19 protein-coding genes are annotated in these 17,056 nt (G+C 71.7%); 6 read left to right on the forward strand and 13 right to left on the reverse strand.

The features are described 5' to 3' along the window. The first annotated feature begins 167 nt into the window (after window positions 1–167). Complete coding sequence (locus ACZ4VL_RS04395; protein ID WP_468195705.1) at window positions 168–443, forward strand: hypothetical protein; 276 nt, start codon at window positions 168–170, stop codon at window positions 441–443. A gap of 109 nt (window positions 444–552) precedes the next feature. Here ACZ4VL_RS04395 and dapD read toward each other — a convergent pair whose 3' ends face one another. After that, the gene (dapD, locus tag ACZ4VL_RS04400) at window positions 553–1,533 is read right to left on the reverse strand and encodes a 2,3,4,5-tetrahydropyridine-2,6-dicarboxylate N-succinyltransferase (protein ID WP_361087755.1); all 981 of its coding nucleotides are present in this window, start codon (window positions 1,531–1,533) and stop codon (window positions 553–555) included. Window positions 1,534–1,542: 9 nt separating this feature from the next. Continuing rightward, complete coding sequence (locus ACZ4VL_RS04405) at window positions 1,543–2,769, reverse strand: MFS transporter (RefSeq protein ID WP_468195707.1); 1,227 nt, start codon at window positions 2,767–2,769, stop codon at window positions 1,543–1,545. Window positions 2,770–2,872: 103 nt separating this feature from the next. Between ACZ4VL_RS04405 and ACZ4VL_RS04410 the strand changes: the two genes are divergently transcribed. Further along, window positions 2,873–3,751, forward strand: a complete 879-nt coding sequence (locus ACZ4VL_RS04410; RefSeq protein ID WP_468195709.1) for a winged helix-turn-helix transcriptional regulator — start codon at window positions 2,873–2,875, stop codon at window positions 3,749–3,751. Window positions 3,752–3,772: 21 nt separating this feature from the next. Here ACZ4VL_RS04410 and ACZ4VL_RS04415 read toward each other — a convergent pair whose 3' ends face one another. The 11 genes from ACZ4VL_RS04415 to ACZ4VL_RS04465 form a co-directional block, all read right to left on the reverse strand. Then, window positions 3,773–4,342 (reverse strand): TetR/AcrR family transcriptional regulator, encoded by a 570-nt coding sequence (locus ACZ4VL_RS04415; RefSeq protein ID WP_468195711.1) that lies wholly within the window; start codon window positions 4,340–4,342, stop codon window positions 3,773–3,775. Beyond that, window positions 4,342–4,662 carry a DMT family transporter gene (locus ACZ4VL_RS04420; RefSeq protein ID WP_385678111.1) on the reverse strand — a complete coding sequence of 107 codons (321 nt, stop codon included), beginning with the start codon at window positions 4,660–4,662 and terminating at the stop codon, window positions 4,342–4,344. Before ACZ4VL_RS04420 ends, ACZ4VL_RS04415 begins: the two co-directional genes overlap by 1 nt. Before the next feature lie 70 nt (window positions 4,663–4,732). Then, complete coding sequence (locus tag ACZ4VL_RS04425) at window positions 4,733–6,097, reverse strand: hypothetical protein (RefSeq protein WP_468195713.1); 1,365 nt, start codon at window positions 6,095–6,097, stop codon at window positions 4,733–4,735. A gap of 177 nt (window positions 6,098–6,274) precedes the next feature. Beyond that, window positions 6,275–6,619 carry a metal-sulfur cluster assembly factor gene (locus ACZ4VL_RS04430; RefSeq protein ID WP_007263433.1) on the reverse strand — a complete coding sequence of 115 codons (345 nt, stop codon included), beginning with the start codon at window positions 6,617–6,619 and terminating at the stop codon, window positions 6,275–6,277. Then, entirely contained in the window at window positions 6,616–7,077 is a 462-nt protein-coding gene (gene sufU / locus ACZ4VL_RS04435; RefSeq protein ID WP_361087774.1) for a Fe-S cluster assembly sulfur transfer protein SufU, read from the reverse strand. Before sufU ends, ACZ4VL_RS04430 begins: the two co-directional genes overlap by 4 nt. Window positions 7,078–7,090: 13 nt before the next feature. Next, window positions 7,091–8,347: a cysteine desulfurase gene (locus ACZ4VL_RS04440; protein WP_361087777.1), complete on the reverse strand. Its 1,257-nt coding sequence runs from the start codon at window positions 8,345–8,347 to the stop codon at window positions 7,091–7,093. Continuing rightward, window positions 8,344–9,108: a Fe-S cluster assembly ATPase SufC gene (gene sufC / locus ACZ4VL_RS04445; RefSeq protein WP_468195716.1), complete on the reverse strand. Its 765-nt coding sequence runs from the start codon at window positions 9,106–9,108 to the stop codon at window positions 8,344–8,346. The genes ACZ4VL_RS04440 and sufC overlap by 4 nt, the downstream gene beginning before the upstream one ends. Window positions 9,109–9,115: 7 nt before the next feature. Next, a complete protein-coding gene (locus ACZ4VL_RS04450) occupies window positions 9,116–9,436 on the reverse strand; it encodes a bifunctional 3-phenylpropionate/cinnamic acid dioxygenase ferredoxin subunit (protein ID WP_361087783.1) in 321 nt (106 codons plus the stop codon). Continuing rightward, window positions 9,436–10,614, reverse strand: coding sequence for a Fe-S cluster assembly protein SufD (gene sufD, locus ACZ4VL_RS04455; RefSeq protein ID WP_468195718.1), 1,179 nt, complete (start codon window positions 10,612–10,614; stop codon window positions 9,436–9,438). Before sufD ends, ACZ4VL_RS04450 begins: the two co-directional genes overlap by 1 nt. A 72-nt stretch (window positions 10,615–10,686) precedes the next feature. Beyond that, complete coding sequence (gene sufB, locus ACZ4VL_RS04460; protein WP_468195720.1) at window positions 10,687–12,102, reverse strand: Fe-S cluster assembly protein SufB; 1,416 nt, start codon at window positions 12,100–12,102, stop codon at window positions 10,687–10,689. Beyond that, window positions 12,099–12,839, reverse strand: a complete 741-nt coding sequence (locus tag ACZ4VL_RS04465; protein WP_468195836.1) for a helix-turn-helix transcriptional regulator — start codon at window positions 12,837–12,839, stop codon at window positions 12,099–12,101. The genes sufB and ACZ4VL_RS04465 overlap by 4 nt, the downstream gene beginning before the upstream one ends. A 228-nt stretch (window positions 12,840–13,067) precedes the next feature. On the opposite strand from ACZ4VL_RS04465, the gene ACZ4VL_RS04470 reads away from it, so the two are divergent. The 4 genes from ACZ4VL_RS04470 to ACZ4VL_RS04485 all read left to right on the forward strand — a co-directional run bounded on the left by ACZ4VL_RS04470 (window position 13,068) and on the right by ACZ4VL_RS04485 (window position 16,985). Beyond that, window positions 13,068–13,994, forward strand: coding sequence for an ABC transporter ATP-binding protein (locus ACZ4VL_RS04470; RefSeq protein ID WP_468195722.1), 927 nt, complete (start codon window positions 13,068–13,070; stop codon window positions 13,992–13,994). Beyond that, window positions 13,991–14,758 carry an ABC transporter permease gene (locus ACZ4VL_RS04475; protein ID WP_468195724.1) on the forward strand — a complete coding sequence of 256 codons (768 nt, stop codon included), beginning with the start codon at window positions 13,991–13,993 and terminating at the stop codon, window positions 14,756–14,758. Before ACZ4VL_RS04470 ends, ACZ4VL_RS04475 begins: the two co-directional genes overlap by 4 nt. A gap of 85 nt (window positions 14,759–14,843) precedes the next feature. Then, the gene (locus tag ACZ4VL_RS04480; protein ID WP_468195726.1) at window positions 14,844–15,992 is read left to right on the forward strand and encodes a hypothetical protein; all 1,149 of its coding nucleotides are present in this window, start codon (window positions 14,844–14,846) and stop codon (window positions 15,990–15,992) included. Window positions 15,993–16,025: 33 nt separating this feature from the next. Beyond that, window positions 16,026–16,985 (forward strand): COX15/CtaA family protein, encoded by a 960-nt coding sequence (locus tag ACZ4VL_RS04485; RefSeq protein ID WP_468195728.1) that lies wholly within the window; start codon window positions 16,026–16,028, stop codon window positions 16,983–16,985. Window positions 16,986–17,056 lie beyond the last annotated feature (71 nt).

A 17,056-nucleotide genomic window follows, 5' to 3' on the forward strand; every position in this document is an offset into this window, starting at 1 on the left:
CCTGACCGGGGCCGGTGGTTCCGAAACCGGGAAAACGGGCACACCGGGGGAGTTGGGGACTTTTGCCCCTGGCGTGACGCTCGCCACATCCCGGCCCCTTGGGCCCGGGTTGTGGTGTTGAGTGAGTGCACGCCCGGTCTTGCCCAGCCCGTCGCCCGGAGGTCCGCGTGCTCCCCTCGATCTCCCCCGCCCAGGAAATCGGCCTCGCCATCCTGCTCGTGGCCGTCGGCCTGTGGCTGGCCGGCTGCGGCCGCATGCTGGGGGGCCCCCGCTTCCACGACCAGCCGGAGCCCGAGTCCCGCGTCGGCCGCGCCGATCTCAGCGCGATCCCCGCGCAGCGCCGCCGGGACGCGCACCCGATGGAGTCGGTCGAGCTGACCGAGGCGGAGGAGGAGGCCTTCGCGGGCCTGGTCCGCTCGATCCGCAGCCTCCCCCAGCACTGACCCGCCGCCCGGCCCCGACCCCGGCCCGGCCCCCGGAACACGCGCGGCCGGTGTGCGCTCCCCCGCTCGGGGAGGGAGCGCACACCGGCCGCGCGGCCGACCGCAGGGGTCAGTTGTGGCTGTGGAGGACGTCGTTCAGACCGCCCCAGACCGCGTTGTTCGGGCGGGCCTCGACGGCGCCGGTGACCGAGTTGCGACGGAAGAGGATGTTGCTGGCGCCCGACAGGGTCAGGGCCTTGACGATCTCGCCGTCCGGCAGGGTGACGCGGGTGCCCGCGGTGAGGTAGAGGCCGGCCTCGACGACGCACTCGTCGCCCAGCGCGATGCCGATGCCCGCCTCCGCGCCGATCAGGCAGCGCTCGCCGACCGAGATGATCTGCTTGCCGCCACCGGACAGGGTGCCCATGGTGGAGGCGCCGCCACCGATGTCGGAGCCGTCGCCGATCACGACGCCCGCGGAGATGCGGCCCTCGACCATGGAGGTGCCGAGGGTACCGGCGTTGAAGTTGACGAAGCCCTCGTGCATGACGGTGGTGCCCTCGGCGAGGTGCGCGCCGAGGCGGACCCGGTCAGCGTCGGCGATGCGCACGCCCTTGGGGGCGACGTAGTCGGTCATCCGCGGGAACTTGTCGATCGAGGTGACCTGGAGGTGCAGGCCCTCGGCGCGCGCGTTCAGGCGCACGGTCTCGACCTGGTCCACGGCAACCGGGCCGAGGGAGGTCCAGGCGACGTTGGCGAGCAGCCCGAAGACGCCGTCCAGGTTCTGGCCGTGCGGCTTGACCAGGCGGTGGCTGAGCAGGTGCAGGCGCAGGTACGCGTCGTGCGCGTCCAGCGGCTTGTCCTCCAGGGAGGCGATCACGGTGCGGACGGCCACGACCTCGACGCCGCGGACCTCGTCCTTGCGGATCGCCTTGGCCGCGGCGGCGCCCAGGAGTTCGACGGCCTGCTCGGCGGTGAGGCGCTCGGTGCCGGCGGGGCCGGGCTCGGCGACCAGCTCGGGAGCGGGGAACCAGGTGTCGAGGACGGTGCCGTCGGCGGCGAGGGTGGCAAGTCCGGCGGCCGCGGCGCCGGTGGTACGGGAAGCAGTCATACGGGAAACCTAACCGGCCGCGGCCCGAGGGAGCGAACCGGTCTCAGGTGCCGGGCGAAGGCCGTGTCGCGCCGGACGCCGGGCCGCGTACAGCACCGCGGCGCCCGCCCCGCCGGCCAGCAGCGCGCACAGCGGCCACAGCAGCCCGGGCGCGGCCGCGTACAGGGCGCCGCCGAGCGGCGGGCCGAGGACGACGCCGCTGACGGAGACCCCGGCGTACAGGCTCTGGAACCGGCCGATGGCGTGCTCGGGCGCCTGGTCGGCGACGTAGGCGGTGGCGGTGGTCTTGTAGAGGATCTCGCCGAGGCTCAGCAGCACGATCATCGAGGCCGCGGTCCCGACCCCCGCTCCGGGCAGCAGCGCCGCGTAGCCGGCCCCGACCAGCAGCAGCCCGGCCCCGATGACGGGCAGCGGCGGCTGGGCGCGCAGGGCGACGGCGGCGGGCAGTTCCAGCAGCAGGATGACGGCGCCGTTGAGGGCGATCACGTAGCCGAAGTCCCGGGTGTCGAGGCCGTGGTCGGCGAGGTAGACGGGGAAGGTGCCGTACTGCTGGCGGTAGACGAGGTCGGTCACCAGGATCGCGCCGAGGAGGACGAGCACGGCGGGCCGGGCGCGCAGCTCCGTCCACAGGCCGGGCGCCCCGCCCGGGGTGGCGGCGGGGGTGCGGGCGGCGGCGCGGGCGGGGACGACCCGTGCGGTCCACAGCGCGAAGAAGAGGGTGCCGAGGCCGTCGCCGAGGAAGAGCCAGTCGTACGAGAGCCCGGTCGCGATCAGTGCGCCGAGCGGCGGGCCGAGGGTGAAGCCGCCGTTGGAGACGCAGCGCACGACGGCGAAGGCCTGGCGGCGGGCGCCCTCGGGGACGGTCACCGCGACCAGCGCCGAGTTGGCGGCCCTGACGACGCCGGAGGCGTACTGGGCGAGCGGCAGGGCGGCGTACAGCCCGGCGGCGGGCAGCAGCGGGAAGGCCGTGAGGGTGAGGCCGCCGAGGGCGGAGGCGGCGAGCAGCACCCGGCGGTGGCCGAAGCGGTCGCCGTACCAGCCGCCGGTGAAGTTCCCGGCGACGAGGCCGATGCCGCCGATGCCGGTGACCAGTCCCGCCTGGGCGGTGCCGAGGCCGCGCGGGCCGGTCAGGTACAGGAAGACGAAGACGAAGGTGAAGCTGACGACGGCGTTGACGAACACGCCGGCGGCCAGCAGCCACACCACTTTGGGCACGTCCCTCAGTCCTTGCACCATGCCGGCCGCTCCCCCGCGATTATGAGTGGATGATCAGTGAGTTCCTTTTGGGAACGGACTATGTCAGCATGACAGCCTTGGGTCAACGGACGAAGGAGTGCCCATGGCCCAGCGCACGCACCTAGGCGACGCCGACTGCTCGATCGCCCAGGCCCTCGACGTGGTGGGCGACTGGTGGACGCTGCTGATCGTGCGCGACGCCGCGCGCGGACTGCACCGCTTCGAGGAGTTCCAGCGGGAGCTCGGGATGTCCCGGAAGGTGCTGGCCGAGCGGCTGAAGCTGCTGGTCGAGGCCGGGGTGCTGACGCGCGAGCCGTACCAGGAGCGCCCGGTGCGGCACGAATACCGGCTGACCCCGCGTGGACGGGGGCTGCTGCCGGTCCTGGTCGCCCTCCAGGACTGGGGTGACGCATGGGTCCTGGGAGAGGGAGAAATGACGGCGACGACGCAGGAGGCCTCGCGGGAGGCGGAGCGGGTGCACGGGCTGAGCGGCCGGCGCGTACCGGAGCTGCTGCTGCCGGACCGGTTCGGCGAGCTGCGGGACCCGGTCGCGGGCGACACCCCGTTCACGGTCCTGTACTGCTTCCCCGGCGCCTACGCCCGGGCCGCGTCCTACCCGCCCGGCTGGGCCGGGATCCCGGGCGCGAAGGGCTGCACGCTGGAGTCGTGCACGTACCGCGACCAGCTCGCGGAGTTCACGGCGGCCGGTGCGACGGTCCACGGGGTCTCGACCCAGCGGCCCGACGAACAGCGGGAGTTCGCGGAGGCCGAGCGGCTGCGCTTCCCGCTGCTCTCGGACGCGGAGCTGGGCCTGACGGCGGCCCTGCGCCTGCCGACGTTCCGCGCGGCGGGGGTGAGCCGGATCAAGCGGTTGACGCTGGTGCTGGACCGGGAGCGGACGGTGCGCGAGGTGATCTACCCGATCACGGACATCGAGGCGAGCGTCGCCGCCGCCCTGGCCGCGGTCCGCGGCGCCGCCTGAGGGCGGCACCGGGCGGTCCGGTCAGCCCTCCGGGCGCGGGGCCGGGGCGAGGAGGCGGCCCAGGACCTCGCGGGCGTACCCCTCGTCGTACGGCGCGTCCGCCAGCAGCACCTGGAGGCTGATCCCGTCCATCACCGCCACCAGCGCCCGGGCGGTCACCGGATCGGTCCGCTCCGCCAGGGCCGCGGACACCGACTCGCACCACTCGGCGGCCACCGGCCGCAGCGCGGGACGGCGCAGCGCCGCGAGGTAGAGGTCGTACTCCAGCTCCGCCCGCCCCCGGTCCGCCCCGAGGAACTCACCCAGCAGCGCGGCGAGCGCCCCGGCGAGGCCGGCTTCCGGGTCGGCCAGGGCGGGCGAGGCGGCGACGGACTCGGCGAAGCCCTCGTTCGCCTGCCGGAGCGCGGCGACCAGCAGGTCGTCCAGCGTGCTGAAGTGGTAGGTGGTCGAGCCGAGCGGGACGTCCGCCTCCGCGGCCACCGTGCGGTGGCTCAGCCCGGCGATGCCCTTGGCGCCAACCACGCGGATCGCCGCGTCGATGATCCGCTGCCGCCGTTCCGGGTCGTGGCGGCGGACCCCGGAGGCGCCCATCAGTGGGCCCCGCTGAGGTTGACGAGCACGACCCCCGCGATGATCAGCGCGATCCCGGCGAGCTTCGCGGCGGTCGCCGCCTCCCCCATGAACACCATCCCGATGGCGGCGATGGCGGCGGTGCCGACGCCGGCCCATATGGCGTAGGCGGTGCCCACCGACATCGACTTCAGGGTCTGGGCGAGCAGCGTGAAGGCGACCAGGTACCCCACGACCGTGGCCAGCGAGGGCCACAGCTTCGTGAACCCGTCGCTGAACTTCATGGCGGTGGTCCCGGCGACCTCTGCGGCGATGGCGGCGGCAAGCAGCACGTAGGGCATGTGCACGACAGTACACAACGTTGTGGACGACCGTACACACGCCCTGGACGCCGGGAGGGTCCGAGCGCCGTCAGCCCAGCGTGAACCAGGCCGCGCGGGCCTTCTTCCACTCCGGGTGCGTCAGGCCCTTGGCCTCGATCCCGTCGCCGTACAGGTCCGCCGAGCCCGAGTCGGTGACCAGCTGCACCCGCGCCCCCGGCACCGACAGGTCCGGCACCTCGACGATGGCCTCCCAGCCGCCCGGGTCGGTCGTCGGCAGGTCGGCGCGTTTGACCGGGGCATGGCCGGGGACGCCGTCCCACTGGTAGAGGGCGTACGGGTCGGAGTTGTCGTCCGCGGCCCAGGAGCCGGCCAGGATCAGGTACTGCCCGGCCGCGTTCTTCTTCACGTCCCGTACGGACAGCCCGCCGAGGTCCAGCTCGACGCCCGCCCCGAAGGCCGCCTCGGCCCCGCTGGAGAGCACCTTGTCGAAGTTGGTGACGGGGACGAGCAGCGCCTTGCCGCCGGGGAAGGCCGGGGCCAGCGGGGCCCGGAAGCCGAGATAGGCGGTGGTGGCGGAGCCGGGGGCGAACTCCAGGCCCTCCACGTTGAAGCCGTCGACCTGCTTGGGCGCCTGGCCCGCGGCGGTGCCGGCGGCGAAGCCGTAGCGGTTGCCGTTCGCGGCGTCCCAGGAGACCAGGTCGTCGCGGAGCTTCTTGTACGCGCGCCCGTACGTGAGCTGCGCCGCCGAGCCGGAGCCGGTCAGCTTGGTGGTGAAGACGGTGTTGCGCGGGGCCTTGTACTCGCCGTCCTTGTTGTTGCCGAGCGAGCCGGTCCAGTAGATGGTGTCGCCGACCAGCGTCCCGCCCTCGATGTCGACCTCCTTGGTGACGCCCAGCTGCGAGCTGAAGTCCCAGGTGCGCACGGGCGCGCCGGAGCGGGAACGGTCGTACAGCCGCAGGACGTTGGACTCGTCGTCGGCGACGACCGCGTACCCGCCGCCGACCTCGACGGCGGCCGAGGCGTCCGCCGAGCCGGTGAAGTACCGCGCGTCGGCCGGGTTCTGGACGGCGGCCGAGGCCGCGTAGGAGAGGGTCCTGGTGGCGCTCTTTCCGCCCAGGCCGGCCACCTTGATGGTGAGGTCGGTGTAGCCGCGGCCCCGGGCGGCGACGGCGAGCTGGCGCACCGCCCCGGTTCCGGTGACGGTGACGTCCCCGGTCCCGGCGACCGAGGCCCTGCTCGACGCGGTGGCGCTGACCGTCAGCGCAGAGGCCTCGGCGCCGCTCTGACCGACCGTCACGCCCACGACCGGGTCGCCGACGGCTCCGACGGCGCCCGACAGGTAGGAGGCGGACAGCGCGATGGTCGGAGTGCCGTAGGTGACCGCCTGCGCCGGCATGCTCACCGCGGCGAGCAGCAGCGCCGCGATTCCGGTGATGGACAACTGCTTCTTCATCGGTGACCCCCGCGTTCGGATCCGGACGAGGGCCGTCCCCTGACGGCCGTCGAGAAGATTCGGCCGCGGTGGCCAACTCCCGGTGCACGCCGCGCGTCCGCCGCACGAACAGCGAGGGCCCCCGGCACGTTCGTGCCGGGGGCCCTCGGGGTCCCGCTCCGCGGTGTGCGGAAGGTGTCAGACGTTGAAACCGAGCGCGCGCAGCTGCTCACGACCGTCGTCCGTGATCTTGTCCGGGCCCCACGGCGGCATCCAGACCCAGTTGATGCGCAGTTCGTTGACGATGCCCTCCGTCGCGGACTTCGCCTGGTCCTCGATGACGTCCGTCAGCGGGCAGGCCGCCGAGGTCAGCGTCATGTCGAGGGTGGCGATGTTCGCGTCGTCGATGTGGATGCCGTAGATCAGGCCCAGGTTGACGACGTCGATGCCCAGCTCGGGGTCGACCACGTCGTAGAGGGCCTCGCGGACCTCCTCCTCCGTGGCCGGCTTGATCGACGCCTCGGGCGTCGCGTTCTCGGTCATGCCGTCTTCCTCTCCGCGCCGCCCAGCACCTGGGCGGTCGCGTCCTTCCACGCCATCCAGCTCAGCAGAGCACACTTGACGCGCGCGGGGTACTTGGAGACGCCGGCGAACGCGACCGCGTCCTCCAGCACCTCCTCCATCTCCTCGTCCGGCTCGATCTTGCCCTTGGACTGCATCAGCTCCAGGAAGGTGGCCTGGATCCGCTGCGCCTCGGACAGCTGCTTGCCGACGAGCAGCTCGTTCAGCACGGACGCGCTGGCCTGGCTGATCGAGCAGCCCTGGCCCTCGTACGAGACGTCGGTGAGCGTCTCGCCGTCGTACTTCACACGCAGCGTGATCTCGTCGCCACACGTCGGATTGACGTGGTGCACCTCGGCGTCGCCCTCGCGCAGGCCACGCCCGTGCGGGTGCTTGTAGTGGTCCAGGATCAGTTCCTGGTACATCGAATCCAGCTTCACCAGTGCAGCGCTCCTACGCGAAGAAGTTCCGTACGTGCTCCAGCCCGTCGACCAGCGCGTCGACGTCGGCCGGAGAGGAGTACAGGTAGAAAGACGCTCGCGTGGTCGCAGGAATTCCGTACCGCAGGCAGACCGGGCGGGCGCAGTGGTGTCCCACGCGGACGGCGATGCCCTGCTCGTCCAGGACCTGGCCGACGTCGTGCGGGTGGATGTCGCCGAGCACGAAGGAGATCGCGGCCCCGCGGTCCTCGGCCGTGGTGGGGCCGATGATCCGCAGGTCGGGGACCTCCTGCAGGCGCTTCACCGCGTACTCGGTGATCGCGTGCTCGTGGGCGGCGATCTTGTCCATGCCGATCGCGGACAGGTAGTCCACGGCCGCGCCGAGGCCGACGGCCTGGGCGATCGGGGGCGTACCCGCCTCGAACTTGTGGGGCGCCGGGGCGTACGTCGACGAGTGCATCGAGACGGTCTCGATCATCTCGCCGCCGCCGAGGAACGGGGGCAGGTCCTCCAGGAGCTCCTGGCGGCCCCACAGGACGCCGATGCCGGTCGGGCCGCACATCTTGTGGCCGGTGAAGGCCACGAAGTCGGCGCCGAGGGCCTGGACGTCCAGGGGCATGTGCGGAGCGGCCTGCGAGGCGTCGATCAGCACCAGCGCGCCGACCTCCTGCGCGCGCCGGACGATCGTCTCGACCGGGTTGACGGTGCCGAGCAGATTGGAGACCAGCGTGAAGGAGACGATCTTCGTCTTCTCCGTGATGACCTCTTCGATGTTCGACAGGTCGAGCCGGCCGTCGTCGGTGAGGCCGAACCACTTCAGCTTCGCGCCGGTGCGCTGCGACAGCAGCTGCCACGGGACGATGTTGGAGTGGTGCTCCATCTCGGTGATGGCGATCTCGGTCTCGCGGTCGACCCGGTAGGGCTCTTCGGCCCAGCCGAGCATGTTCGCGACGAGGTTGAGCGACTCCGAGGCGTTCTTGGTGAAGATCACCTCGTCGCGGCTCGGCGCGTTGATGAAGGCGGCCACCTTGTCGCGGGCGCCCTCGTACAGTGCCGTGGCCTCCTCGGCGACCAAGTACACGCCACGGTGGACGTTGGCGTTGTGCCGCTCGTAGTACTCGTTCAGCGCGTCGAGCACCTGGCGCGGCTTCTGCGAGGTCGCCGCGGAGTCCAGGTAAACGATCTTCTTCCCGTCATGGACCACACGATCCAGCAGGGGGAAGTCCTTGCGGATCGCCTCGATGTCGAGGAGGCCAGGCAGCTGTGTCACGCGGTCGCGCCACCCTTCACGTACTTGTCGTAGCCCTCCGACTCCAGCTGGTCGGCCAGCTCGGCGCCGCCGGACTCGGCGATGCGGCCGTTCGCGAAGACGTGCACGAAGTCGGGCTTGATGTAGCGCAGGATGCGCGTGTAGTGGGTGATCAGCAGGGTGCCGACCTCGCCGGACTCGCGGACGCGGTTGACGCCCTCGGAGACGATGCGCAGGGCGTCGACGTCCAGGCCGGAGTCGGTCTCGTCGAGGATCGCGATCTTCGGCTTGAGGAGCTCCAGCTGGAGGATCTCGTGGCGCTTCTTCTCACCGCCGGAGAAGCCCTCGTTGACGTTGCGCTCGGCGAAGGCGGGGTCCATCTGGAGCCGCTCCATGGCCTCCTTGACCTCCTTCACCCAGGTGCGCAGCTTGGGGGCCTCGCCGCGGATGGCGGTGGCGGAGGTGCGCAGGAAGTTGGAGACCGAGACGCCGGGGACCTCGACCGGGTACTGCATGGCGAGGAAGACGCCGGCGCGGGCGCGCTCGTCGACGGACATCTCCAGGACGTCCTCGCCGTCGAGGGTCACCGAGCCACCGGTGATGGTGTACTTCGGGTGGCCGGCGAGCGAGTACGCCAGGGTGGACTTGCCGGAGCCGTTGGGGCCCATGATGGCGTGCGTCTCACCCTGCTTGACGGTGAGGTCGACACCCTTGAGGATCTCGCGGGCGCCGTTCTCCGCTTCGACGGAGACGTGCAGGTCGTGGATTTCAAGCGTTGCCATGGGTGCCTCAGGACTCCTGGGTGAGGGAGACGAGCACGTCGTCCCCTTCGATCTTTACGGGGTATACGGGAACGGGGCGCGTCGCGGGCAGGCCGGACGGCTTGCCGGTGCGCAGGTCGAAGGCCGATCCGTGCAGCCAGCACTCGATCATGCAGTCCTCGACCTCGCCCTCCGAGAGCGAGACGTTCGCGTGCGAGCAGATGTCGTTGATCGCGTACACCGATCCCTCGGTGGACACGATGGACACCGGCGTGCCGTCGAGCTCCACCCGCTTGGGGGTGTTCTCCTCCAGCTCGCTCAGCGCACAGGCCTTGATGTAGGTCGTCATCAGACGGACGCCTCGAGCTCGGCCTCGATCTTGGCGATGAGGCGCTCCTCGATGTCGTCGACACCGATCTGCTGGACGAGCTCGGCGAAGAAGCCGCGCACGACCAGGCGGCGGGCCTCGTCGGCGGGGATGCCGCGGGCCTGCAGGTAGAACAGCTGCTCGTCGTCGAAGCGGCCGGTCGCGGAGGCGTGGCCGGCGCCGACGATCTCGCCGGTCTCGATCTCCAGGTTCGGCACCGAGTCGACGCGCGCGCCGTCCGTGAGGACGAGGTTGCGGTTCATCTCGTAGGTGTCGGTGCCCTCGGCGCTCTTCTCGATCAGGACGTCGCCGATCCAGACGGCGTGGGCGTCCTGGCCCTGGAGCGCACCCTTGTAGACCACGTGGGACTTGCAGTGCGGGGCGTCGTGGGTGACCAGGAGGCGGTGCTCCTGGTGCTGGCCGGCGTCGGTGAAGTACAGGCCGAGCATCTCGGCCTCGCCGCCGGGGCCGGCGTAGCGCACGCGCGGGTGGATGCGGACGACGTCACCGCCGAAGGTGACGACGACCGACTTGAAGCTGGCGTCGCGGCCGAGCAGCGCGTTGTGCTGGGAGGTGTGGACGGCGGTGTCGTCCCAGTCCTGCACGGACACGAAGGTCACCTTGGCGCCGTCGCCGACGAGGACGTCGACGTTGGCGGCGCGCACGCCGTCACCGGTGTGGTCGATGACGATGATCGCCTCGGCGAACGGCTTGATGTCGAAGACGGTGTGGCCGAAGGTCGTGCCGCCCTCGCCATGCAGGGCGATGCGGATCGGCTCGGCGAGCACGGTCTCCTTGGGCACGGTGACGACCGTGGCCTTGGCGAACGAGGAGAAGGCCTGGGCGGCGACCCGGTCCACCGGGGTGCCGGCCTTGCCGATGCGCTCGTCGTCGCGCTCGACCGACTCGACGGTGACGCCCTCGGGCGCGTCGATCTGCGCCTTCATGCTGCCGTTGGCCACGGCGGTGCCGTCGTGGAGTCCGCGCAGCCGCCCCAGCGGGGTGAAGCGCCACTCCTCCTCGCGGCCGTGCGGGATGGGGAAGTCCGCCACGTCGAAGGACGGCGGCGCGCTCATCCGGGTGGCGACGGTGGACTCGGCGGCCACCGCGATGGAGCCGGCGGTGGTGGAGCCCACCGGAATGTTCTGAGCATCAGCCATGGCTGTCGTTCTGCTCACTCTCTTGAAAGAACACTGCCTACGTCAAAGAATGTGCTGCGGGGGCGGCCGGGACTAGCCGACCGAGCCCTCCATCTGCAGCTCGATCAGCCGGTTGAGCTCCAGCGCGTACTCCATCGGCAGCTCCTTGGCGATCGGCTCGACGAAGCCGCGCACGATCATCGCCATGGCCTCGAACTCGCTCAGGCCGCGGGCCATCAGGTAGAAGAGCTGGTCCTCGGAGACCTTGGAGACGGTCGCCTCGTGGCCCATCGTCACGTCGTCCTCGCGGACGTCGACGTACGGGTAGGTGTCGGAGCGGGAGATGGTGTCGACGAGCAGGGCGTCGCACAGGACGTTGCTCTTCGATCCGGCCGCGCCCTCGCCGATCTCGACCAGGCCGCGGTAGGAGGTGCGGCCACCGCCGCGCGCCACCGACTTGGAGACGATGTTCGAGGAGGTGTTCGGCGCCATGTGGACCATCTTGGAGCCGGCGTCCTGGTGCTGGCCCTCGCCCGCGAAGGCGATGGACAGGGTCTCGCCCTTGGCGTGCTCGCCCATCAGGTAGACGGCCGGGTACTTCATGGTGACCTTGGAACCGATGTTGCCGTCGATCCACTCCATGGTCGCGCCCTCGTAGGCCACGGCGCGCTTGGTGACCAGGTTGTAGACGTTGTTCGACCAGTTCTGGATCGTCGTGTAGCGGCAGCGGCCGCCCTTCTTCACGATGATCTCGACCACGGCGGAGTGCAGCGAGTCCGAGGAGTAGATCGGGGCGGTGCAGCCCTCGACGTAGTGGACGTAGGCGTCCTCGTCGACGATGATCAGCGTCCGCTCGAACTGGCCCATGTTCTCCGTGTTGATGCGGAAGTAGGCCTGGAGCGGGATCTCCACGTGCACGCCCTTCGGCACGTAGATGAAGGAGCCGCCCGACCACACGGCGGTGTTCAGCGAGGCGAACTTGTTGTCGCCGACCGGGATGACGGTGCCGAAGTACTCCTTGAAGAGCTCCTCGTGCTCCTTCAGCGCGGTGTCGGTGTCGACGAAGATGACGCCCTGCTCCTCCAGGTCCTCGCGGATCTGGTGGTAGACGACCTCGGACTCGTACTGGGCCGCGACACCGGCGACGAGGCGCTGCTTCTCCGCCTCCGGGATGCCGAGCTTGTCGTACGTGTTCTTGATGTCCTCGGGCAGTTCCTCCCAGGAAGCGGCCTGCTTCTCGGTGGAGCGCACGAAGTACTTGATGTTGTCGAAGTCGATGCCGGACAGGTCGGAGCCCCAGGTCGGCATGGGCTTCTTGTCGAAGAGCTTCAGGCCCTTGAGGCGGAGCTTCAGCATCCACTCGGGCTCGTTCTTCTTCCCCGAGATGTCCCGGACGACCTCTTCCGACAGGCCTCGCTTGGCAGCTGCGCCCGCCTCGTCGGAGTCGGCCCAGCCGTACTCGTAGTTGCCCAGACCCTCGAGCTCAGGGTGAGCAGTCTCCGTGGTCATGCGGGGTTCCTCCCGGCCGTGCTTGCAGATGCTGATGTGTTGGACTGTGCTGTGCCCGCGCCACGCGGGATGAAGGTGGTGCACACCCCGTCGCCGTGCGCGATGGTGGCGAGGCGCTGCACATGGGTCCCGAGCAGACGGGAGAAGACCTCGGTCTCCGCCTCGCAGAGCTGCGGGAACTGCTCGGCTACGTGGGCCACCGGGCAGTGGTGCTGGCAGAGCTGTTCACCGCTGTGCGGACCGGGAGCGCTCTTCGCCGTAGCAGCGTACCCGTCCGCGGTCAACGCCTTGGCAAGGGCCTCGGTGCGGTCCGCGGGGGCCGCTGCGTCGACCGACCTGCGGTACGCCTCGGCCTGGGCCTCCATGCGCGCCCTGGCGAAGGCGGCCACGGCCGCCTCGCCCTTCTCGCCCCCGCCGGCCGACTGCGCGATCCAGCGCATGGCGTCCGCGGCGAGCGAGTCGTAGGACTGGTCGAAGGCGTCGCGGCCACAGTCGGTGAGCGCGAAGACCTTGGCCGGCCGGCCTCGGGTGCGCGTGCCGTACACCCGCTGCTCACGTGCTTCGACGACGTCGTCGGTGACGAGCGTGTCGAGGTGGCGGCGGACGGCGGCCTGGGTGAGGCCGAGGCGCGCGGCGAGGTCGGCGACGGTGGACGGACCGTGGTCCAGGATGGACCGCGCGACCCGGTTGCGGGTTGACCGCTCCCCGGTAGCGAGCTCCCCCTGGGGGGTCTCCATCAGCCGTTCGCCGTATTTCACAACGCCATTGTTGCGTAATTACCTGAGGACCGACAAGCCGTGACGGACGCCACGCCTGGTGTCCTCCATCACTAAGGGTCACCTAACCTATGTACGGAGAGTGAGGAAAGGGCCGGTACCCAGGCGCCTGGCCAGCGGTGATGCCCGGTCGGGGGAACCTTGCCCCGACGCCCCTGAGCAGCCCTACCGCTCCGTAGACTCACCCGCATGAGCAACGACCCCGCCGTGGAGATCCGCGGACTGGTGAAGCGGTACGGCCCCAAAACGGCGGTCGACGGTCTCGACCTCACCGTCCGCAGGGGCTCGGTCACCGCAGTCCTCGGCCCCAACGGCGCGGGCAAGACGACCACCGTCGAAACCTGCGAGGGGTACCTGCGCCCCGACGCCGGGACCGTGCGCGTCCTCGGCCTCGACCCCTTCGCCCAGGCCGCGGCCCTGCGCCCGCGGATCGGCGTCATGCTCCAGTCCGGCGGCGTCTACTCCGGGGCCCGCGCCGTCGAGATGCTGCGCCACATGGCCCGGCTCCACGCCGACCCCCTCGACGTGGACGGCCTGGTCGAGCGGCTCGGGCTCGGCGGCTGCGGCCGTACCCCCTACCGCCGGCTCTCCGGGGGCCAGCAGCAGCGCCTGTCGCTGGCCATGGCCGTGGTGGGCCGCCCGGAACTGGTCTTCCTGGACGAGCCGACCGCGGGCCTGGACCCGCAGGCCCGCCGCGCGACCTGGGAGCTCGTACGGGAACTGCGCACCGACGGGGTCGGCGTCGTGCTCACCACCCACCACATGGACGAGGCCGAGCAGCTCGCCGACGAGGTGGCCGTCATCGATGCCGGCAGGGTGATCGCCCACGGCAGCCCCGAGCAGCTGTGCCGCGGCGGCGCCGAGAACACCCTGCGCTTCACCGGCCGCCCCTCCCTCGACCTCGCCTCCCTGCTCAAGGCGCTGCCCGACGGCACCCAGGCCGCCGAGCTCCTCCCGGGCGTCTACCGGGTCACCGGCGACGTCGACCCGCAGCTGCTGGCCACCGTCACCTCCTGGTGCGCCCAGAACGGGGTCATGCCGGACAGCCTCTCGGTGGAGCGGCACACCCTCGAAGACGTCTTTCTGGAGCTCACCGGTAAGGAGCTGCGCGCATGAGCACCGGTACGTTCGCCCCCCGCCCGGGGGCCGCGCCCGTGTCCCGCATGATCCTCGCCCAGACGGCGCTGGAGACCCGGATGCTGCTGCGCAACGGGGAGCAGCTGCTGCTGACGGTGATCATCCCGGCGCTGTTGCTGACCCTGTTCTCCGTGGTCGACATCGTCGACACCGGGGACGGGAAGTCCGTGGACTTCCTGGCCCCGGGCGTGCTCGCGCTCGCCGTGATGTCCACCGCCTTCACCGGTCAGGCCATCGCCACCGGCTTCGACCGGCGCTACGGCGTGCTCAAGCGGCTCGGCGCCTCGCCGCTGCCGCGCTGGGCGCTGATGGCCGCCAAGACGCTGTCCGTGCTGGTCACGGAGGTGCTCCAGGTCGTACTGCTGACCGTGATCGCGCTGGGCCTGGGCTGGTCCCCGCAGGGGAACCCGCTGTCGGTGGCGCTGCTGCTCCTGCTGGGCACGGCCGCGTTCTCCGGGCTGGGGCTGCTGATGGCGGGCACGCTCAAGGCCGAGGTGACGCTGGCCGCCGCGAACCTGGTGTTCCTGCTGCTCCTGGTGGGCGGTGGGGTGATCGTGCCACTGGAGAAGTTCCCCGGCGCGGTCCAGGCGGTACTCGGCCTGCTGCCGATCTCGGCCCTGTCCGACGGGCTGCGCGAGGTGCTCCGGCACGGGGCCGCGCTGCCGTGGGACGACGTCGCCGTGCTGGCCGGGTGGGCCGTCCTCGGCCTGGGCGCCGCCGGGAAGCTCTTCCGCTGGGAGTGATTCCCGGCCTCCGGACGTTGGTCATGCTGACCACCGGCGCCGCCGTACAGGGGCGGCGCCCACCAGAACGCCGGGGGGCGGACAGATGGGGGAACGGGAAGCCGCATTGCGGCTGGACGAACAGTGGACACGGATCCGGTCGGGGGCGGAGCCGGCCGAGTACGCCGCGGCGGAGGCGCTGCTCGGGGATCTGATCGCCGCGCTGCGGGAGCCGGCCGCGGGCGATCCCGAGTGCGCGGCGCGGCTCGGGCTGCGGCTGGGCGACCTGGCGGCCCGCCGGTTCTCCGGCGGGGACCGGGCCGGGGCGCTGGCGGCGATCGAGGAGGGCCTGCGGTACGCGCAGCAGGCCGCCGGGCACGCTCCGGAGTACGCCCGCTGGTACGCGCGGGGACTGATCAACCAGGGGGTGTGGCTGGCCTGGCCGCTCAGCGACGCCGACCGGCTCCCCCGCTACCCGCTGGGCGCGGCGGCGGAGCACGGCCCGAGCGCCATCGAGCGGGCGGCGGGCGAGCGGGCCCGGGACCTGACCCGCGCCGCGGTGGAGGTCTGGGGCGGCCTGGACCGGGAGGACCCGGTCAACCGGCGGGGTCTGGCACAGGCCGAGGTGTTCCTCGCGGACCGGCTGGCGGAGCTGGGCCTCGCCGAGGAGGCGGTGGCGTGGGCGGTGGACGCCGAGGAGGGCTTCCGCCGGATGCTGCTCGCCGGCCCCGGCCCGGAGGAGGCCCGGGAGGCGGAGGAGGCCCTCGACCACATCGGCCGGCAGCTCGGGCTGCGGCTGCGCCTGCTGTCCCTCGACGCGCTGGTGAACCTGCGCGGGCGGGGGCTGCTGCCCGAGCGGCTGTTGCCGCAGGCGGTGGTGGCGGCCCGGGTCGGCGGGGCGGCCGAGGCCGTGATCGCGGACCGGCTGCGGCTGGACGCCGAGCAGGTGGGGACGATGCTGGACGTCACCCCGTGGCTGGCGGTGTGGCGCGTCGAGGTGCGCGGCCCCGACGGGCTGTGGGAGGCCCAGGGGGACCCCTGGCGCGGCAGCGCCGAAGTGCGGAACCGGACGGCCGAGGACATCGGGACCGAACTCGTACGGAGCTTCCGGGCGTCCCCGGACCATCCCGGTGACAGCGCCTACTGGCGCGTCCTCGTCTGGTGGCACGAGGAGGGCGATCCCTCCGGGGCCCGGTTCCGGCTGCTCGTCGGCCCCGAACCGCGCGGGGGCGGCCCCGAGGCGACCCCCTCGTGAAAGTTTGCACAAGGGGCCGCCTACGATAGGGGCGTGTTTAACCCCCTCGCCTACCTCGCCGCCCGCTGGACGCCCTCACCCCGGATCGTCCAGCGTGCCGCACTCGCCGCACTCGCCATGACCGTCGTCATCGTCGTCACCGGCGGCGCCGTGCGGCTGACCGGATCCGGTCTGGGCTGCGACACCTGGCCCAAGTGCACCGACGACAGCCTGATCACCACCCAGGCCCAGGGCATCCATGGCGCCATCGAGTTCGGCAACCGCATGCTCACCTACGTGGTGAGCGCGGCCGTCGGCTGGTGCATCCTGGCCGCCCGGTGCGCCAAGCCGTGGCGCCGGTCGCTGACCAAGCTCGGCTGGGCGCAGTTCTGGATCGTCGGTGCCAACGCCGTGCTCGGCGGGATCACCGTCCACACGAAGCTCAACCCGTGGAGCGTGGCCGGGCACTTCCTGCTCGCCACCGCGCTGATCACCGTCACCACGCTCACCTGGCAGCGCGCCCGTGAGGGCGACGGCGCCGCCAAGCCGCGGGTGCCGGGTCCGGTGCGCAAGCTGTCGTGGGCCCTGCTCGCGGCCGCCGTCGTGCTGATCGCCGCGGGCACGGTGGTGACCGGCTCGGGGCCGCACGCCGGGGACAGCAGCGAGGTGCCGCGCATGCCGTTCGACTGGGAGACCACGGCGCACGTGCACGCCGTGGCCGCCTGGGCGGTGTGCGCGCTCGCCGTCGCCATGTGGCTGGTGCTGCGGGTGGTGGACGCCCCGGACGACACCCGGGCCCGCGCCCGGGACCTGATCCTCGTCCTCCTCGCGCAGGGCGCCATCGGCTACGTGCAGTTCTTCACGGACCTGCCCGCGGTCCTGGTCGGCGCCCACATGCTGGGCTCCTGCCTGGTGTGGATCGCGGTGCTCCGCGTGGCGCTGAGCCTGCGGGAGCGCCCGGTGGAGCAGCCGGAGATCCCGGCGCAGAGCGACCCGCAGCTCTCCGCTCTCTGACCCGCCCGGTCCGACAGCTGACCGCGCACCCGAGCCGGGCCGTCCTCCGTGGCGGCCCGGCTCCGTCGTGC

It is taken from the genome of Streptomyces sp. NPDC029014, from assembly GCF_055564695.1.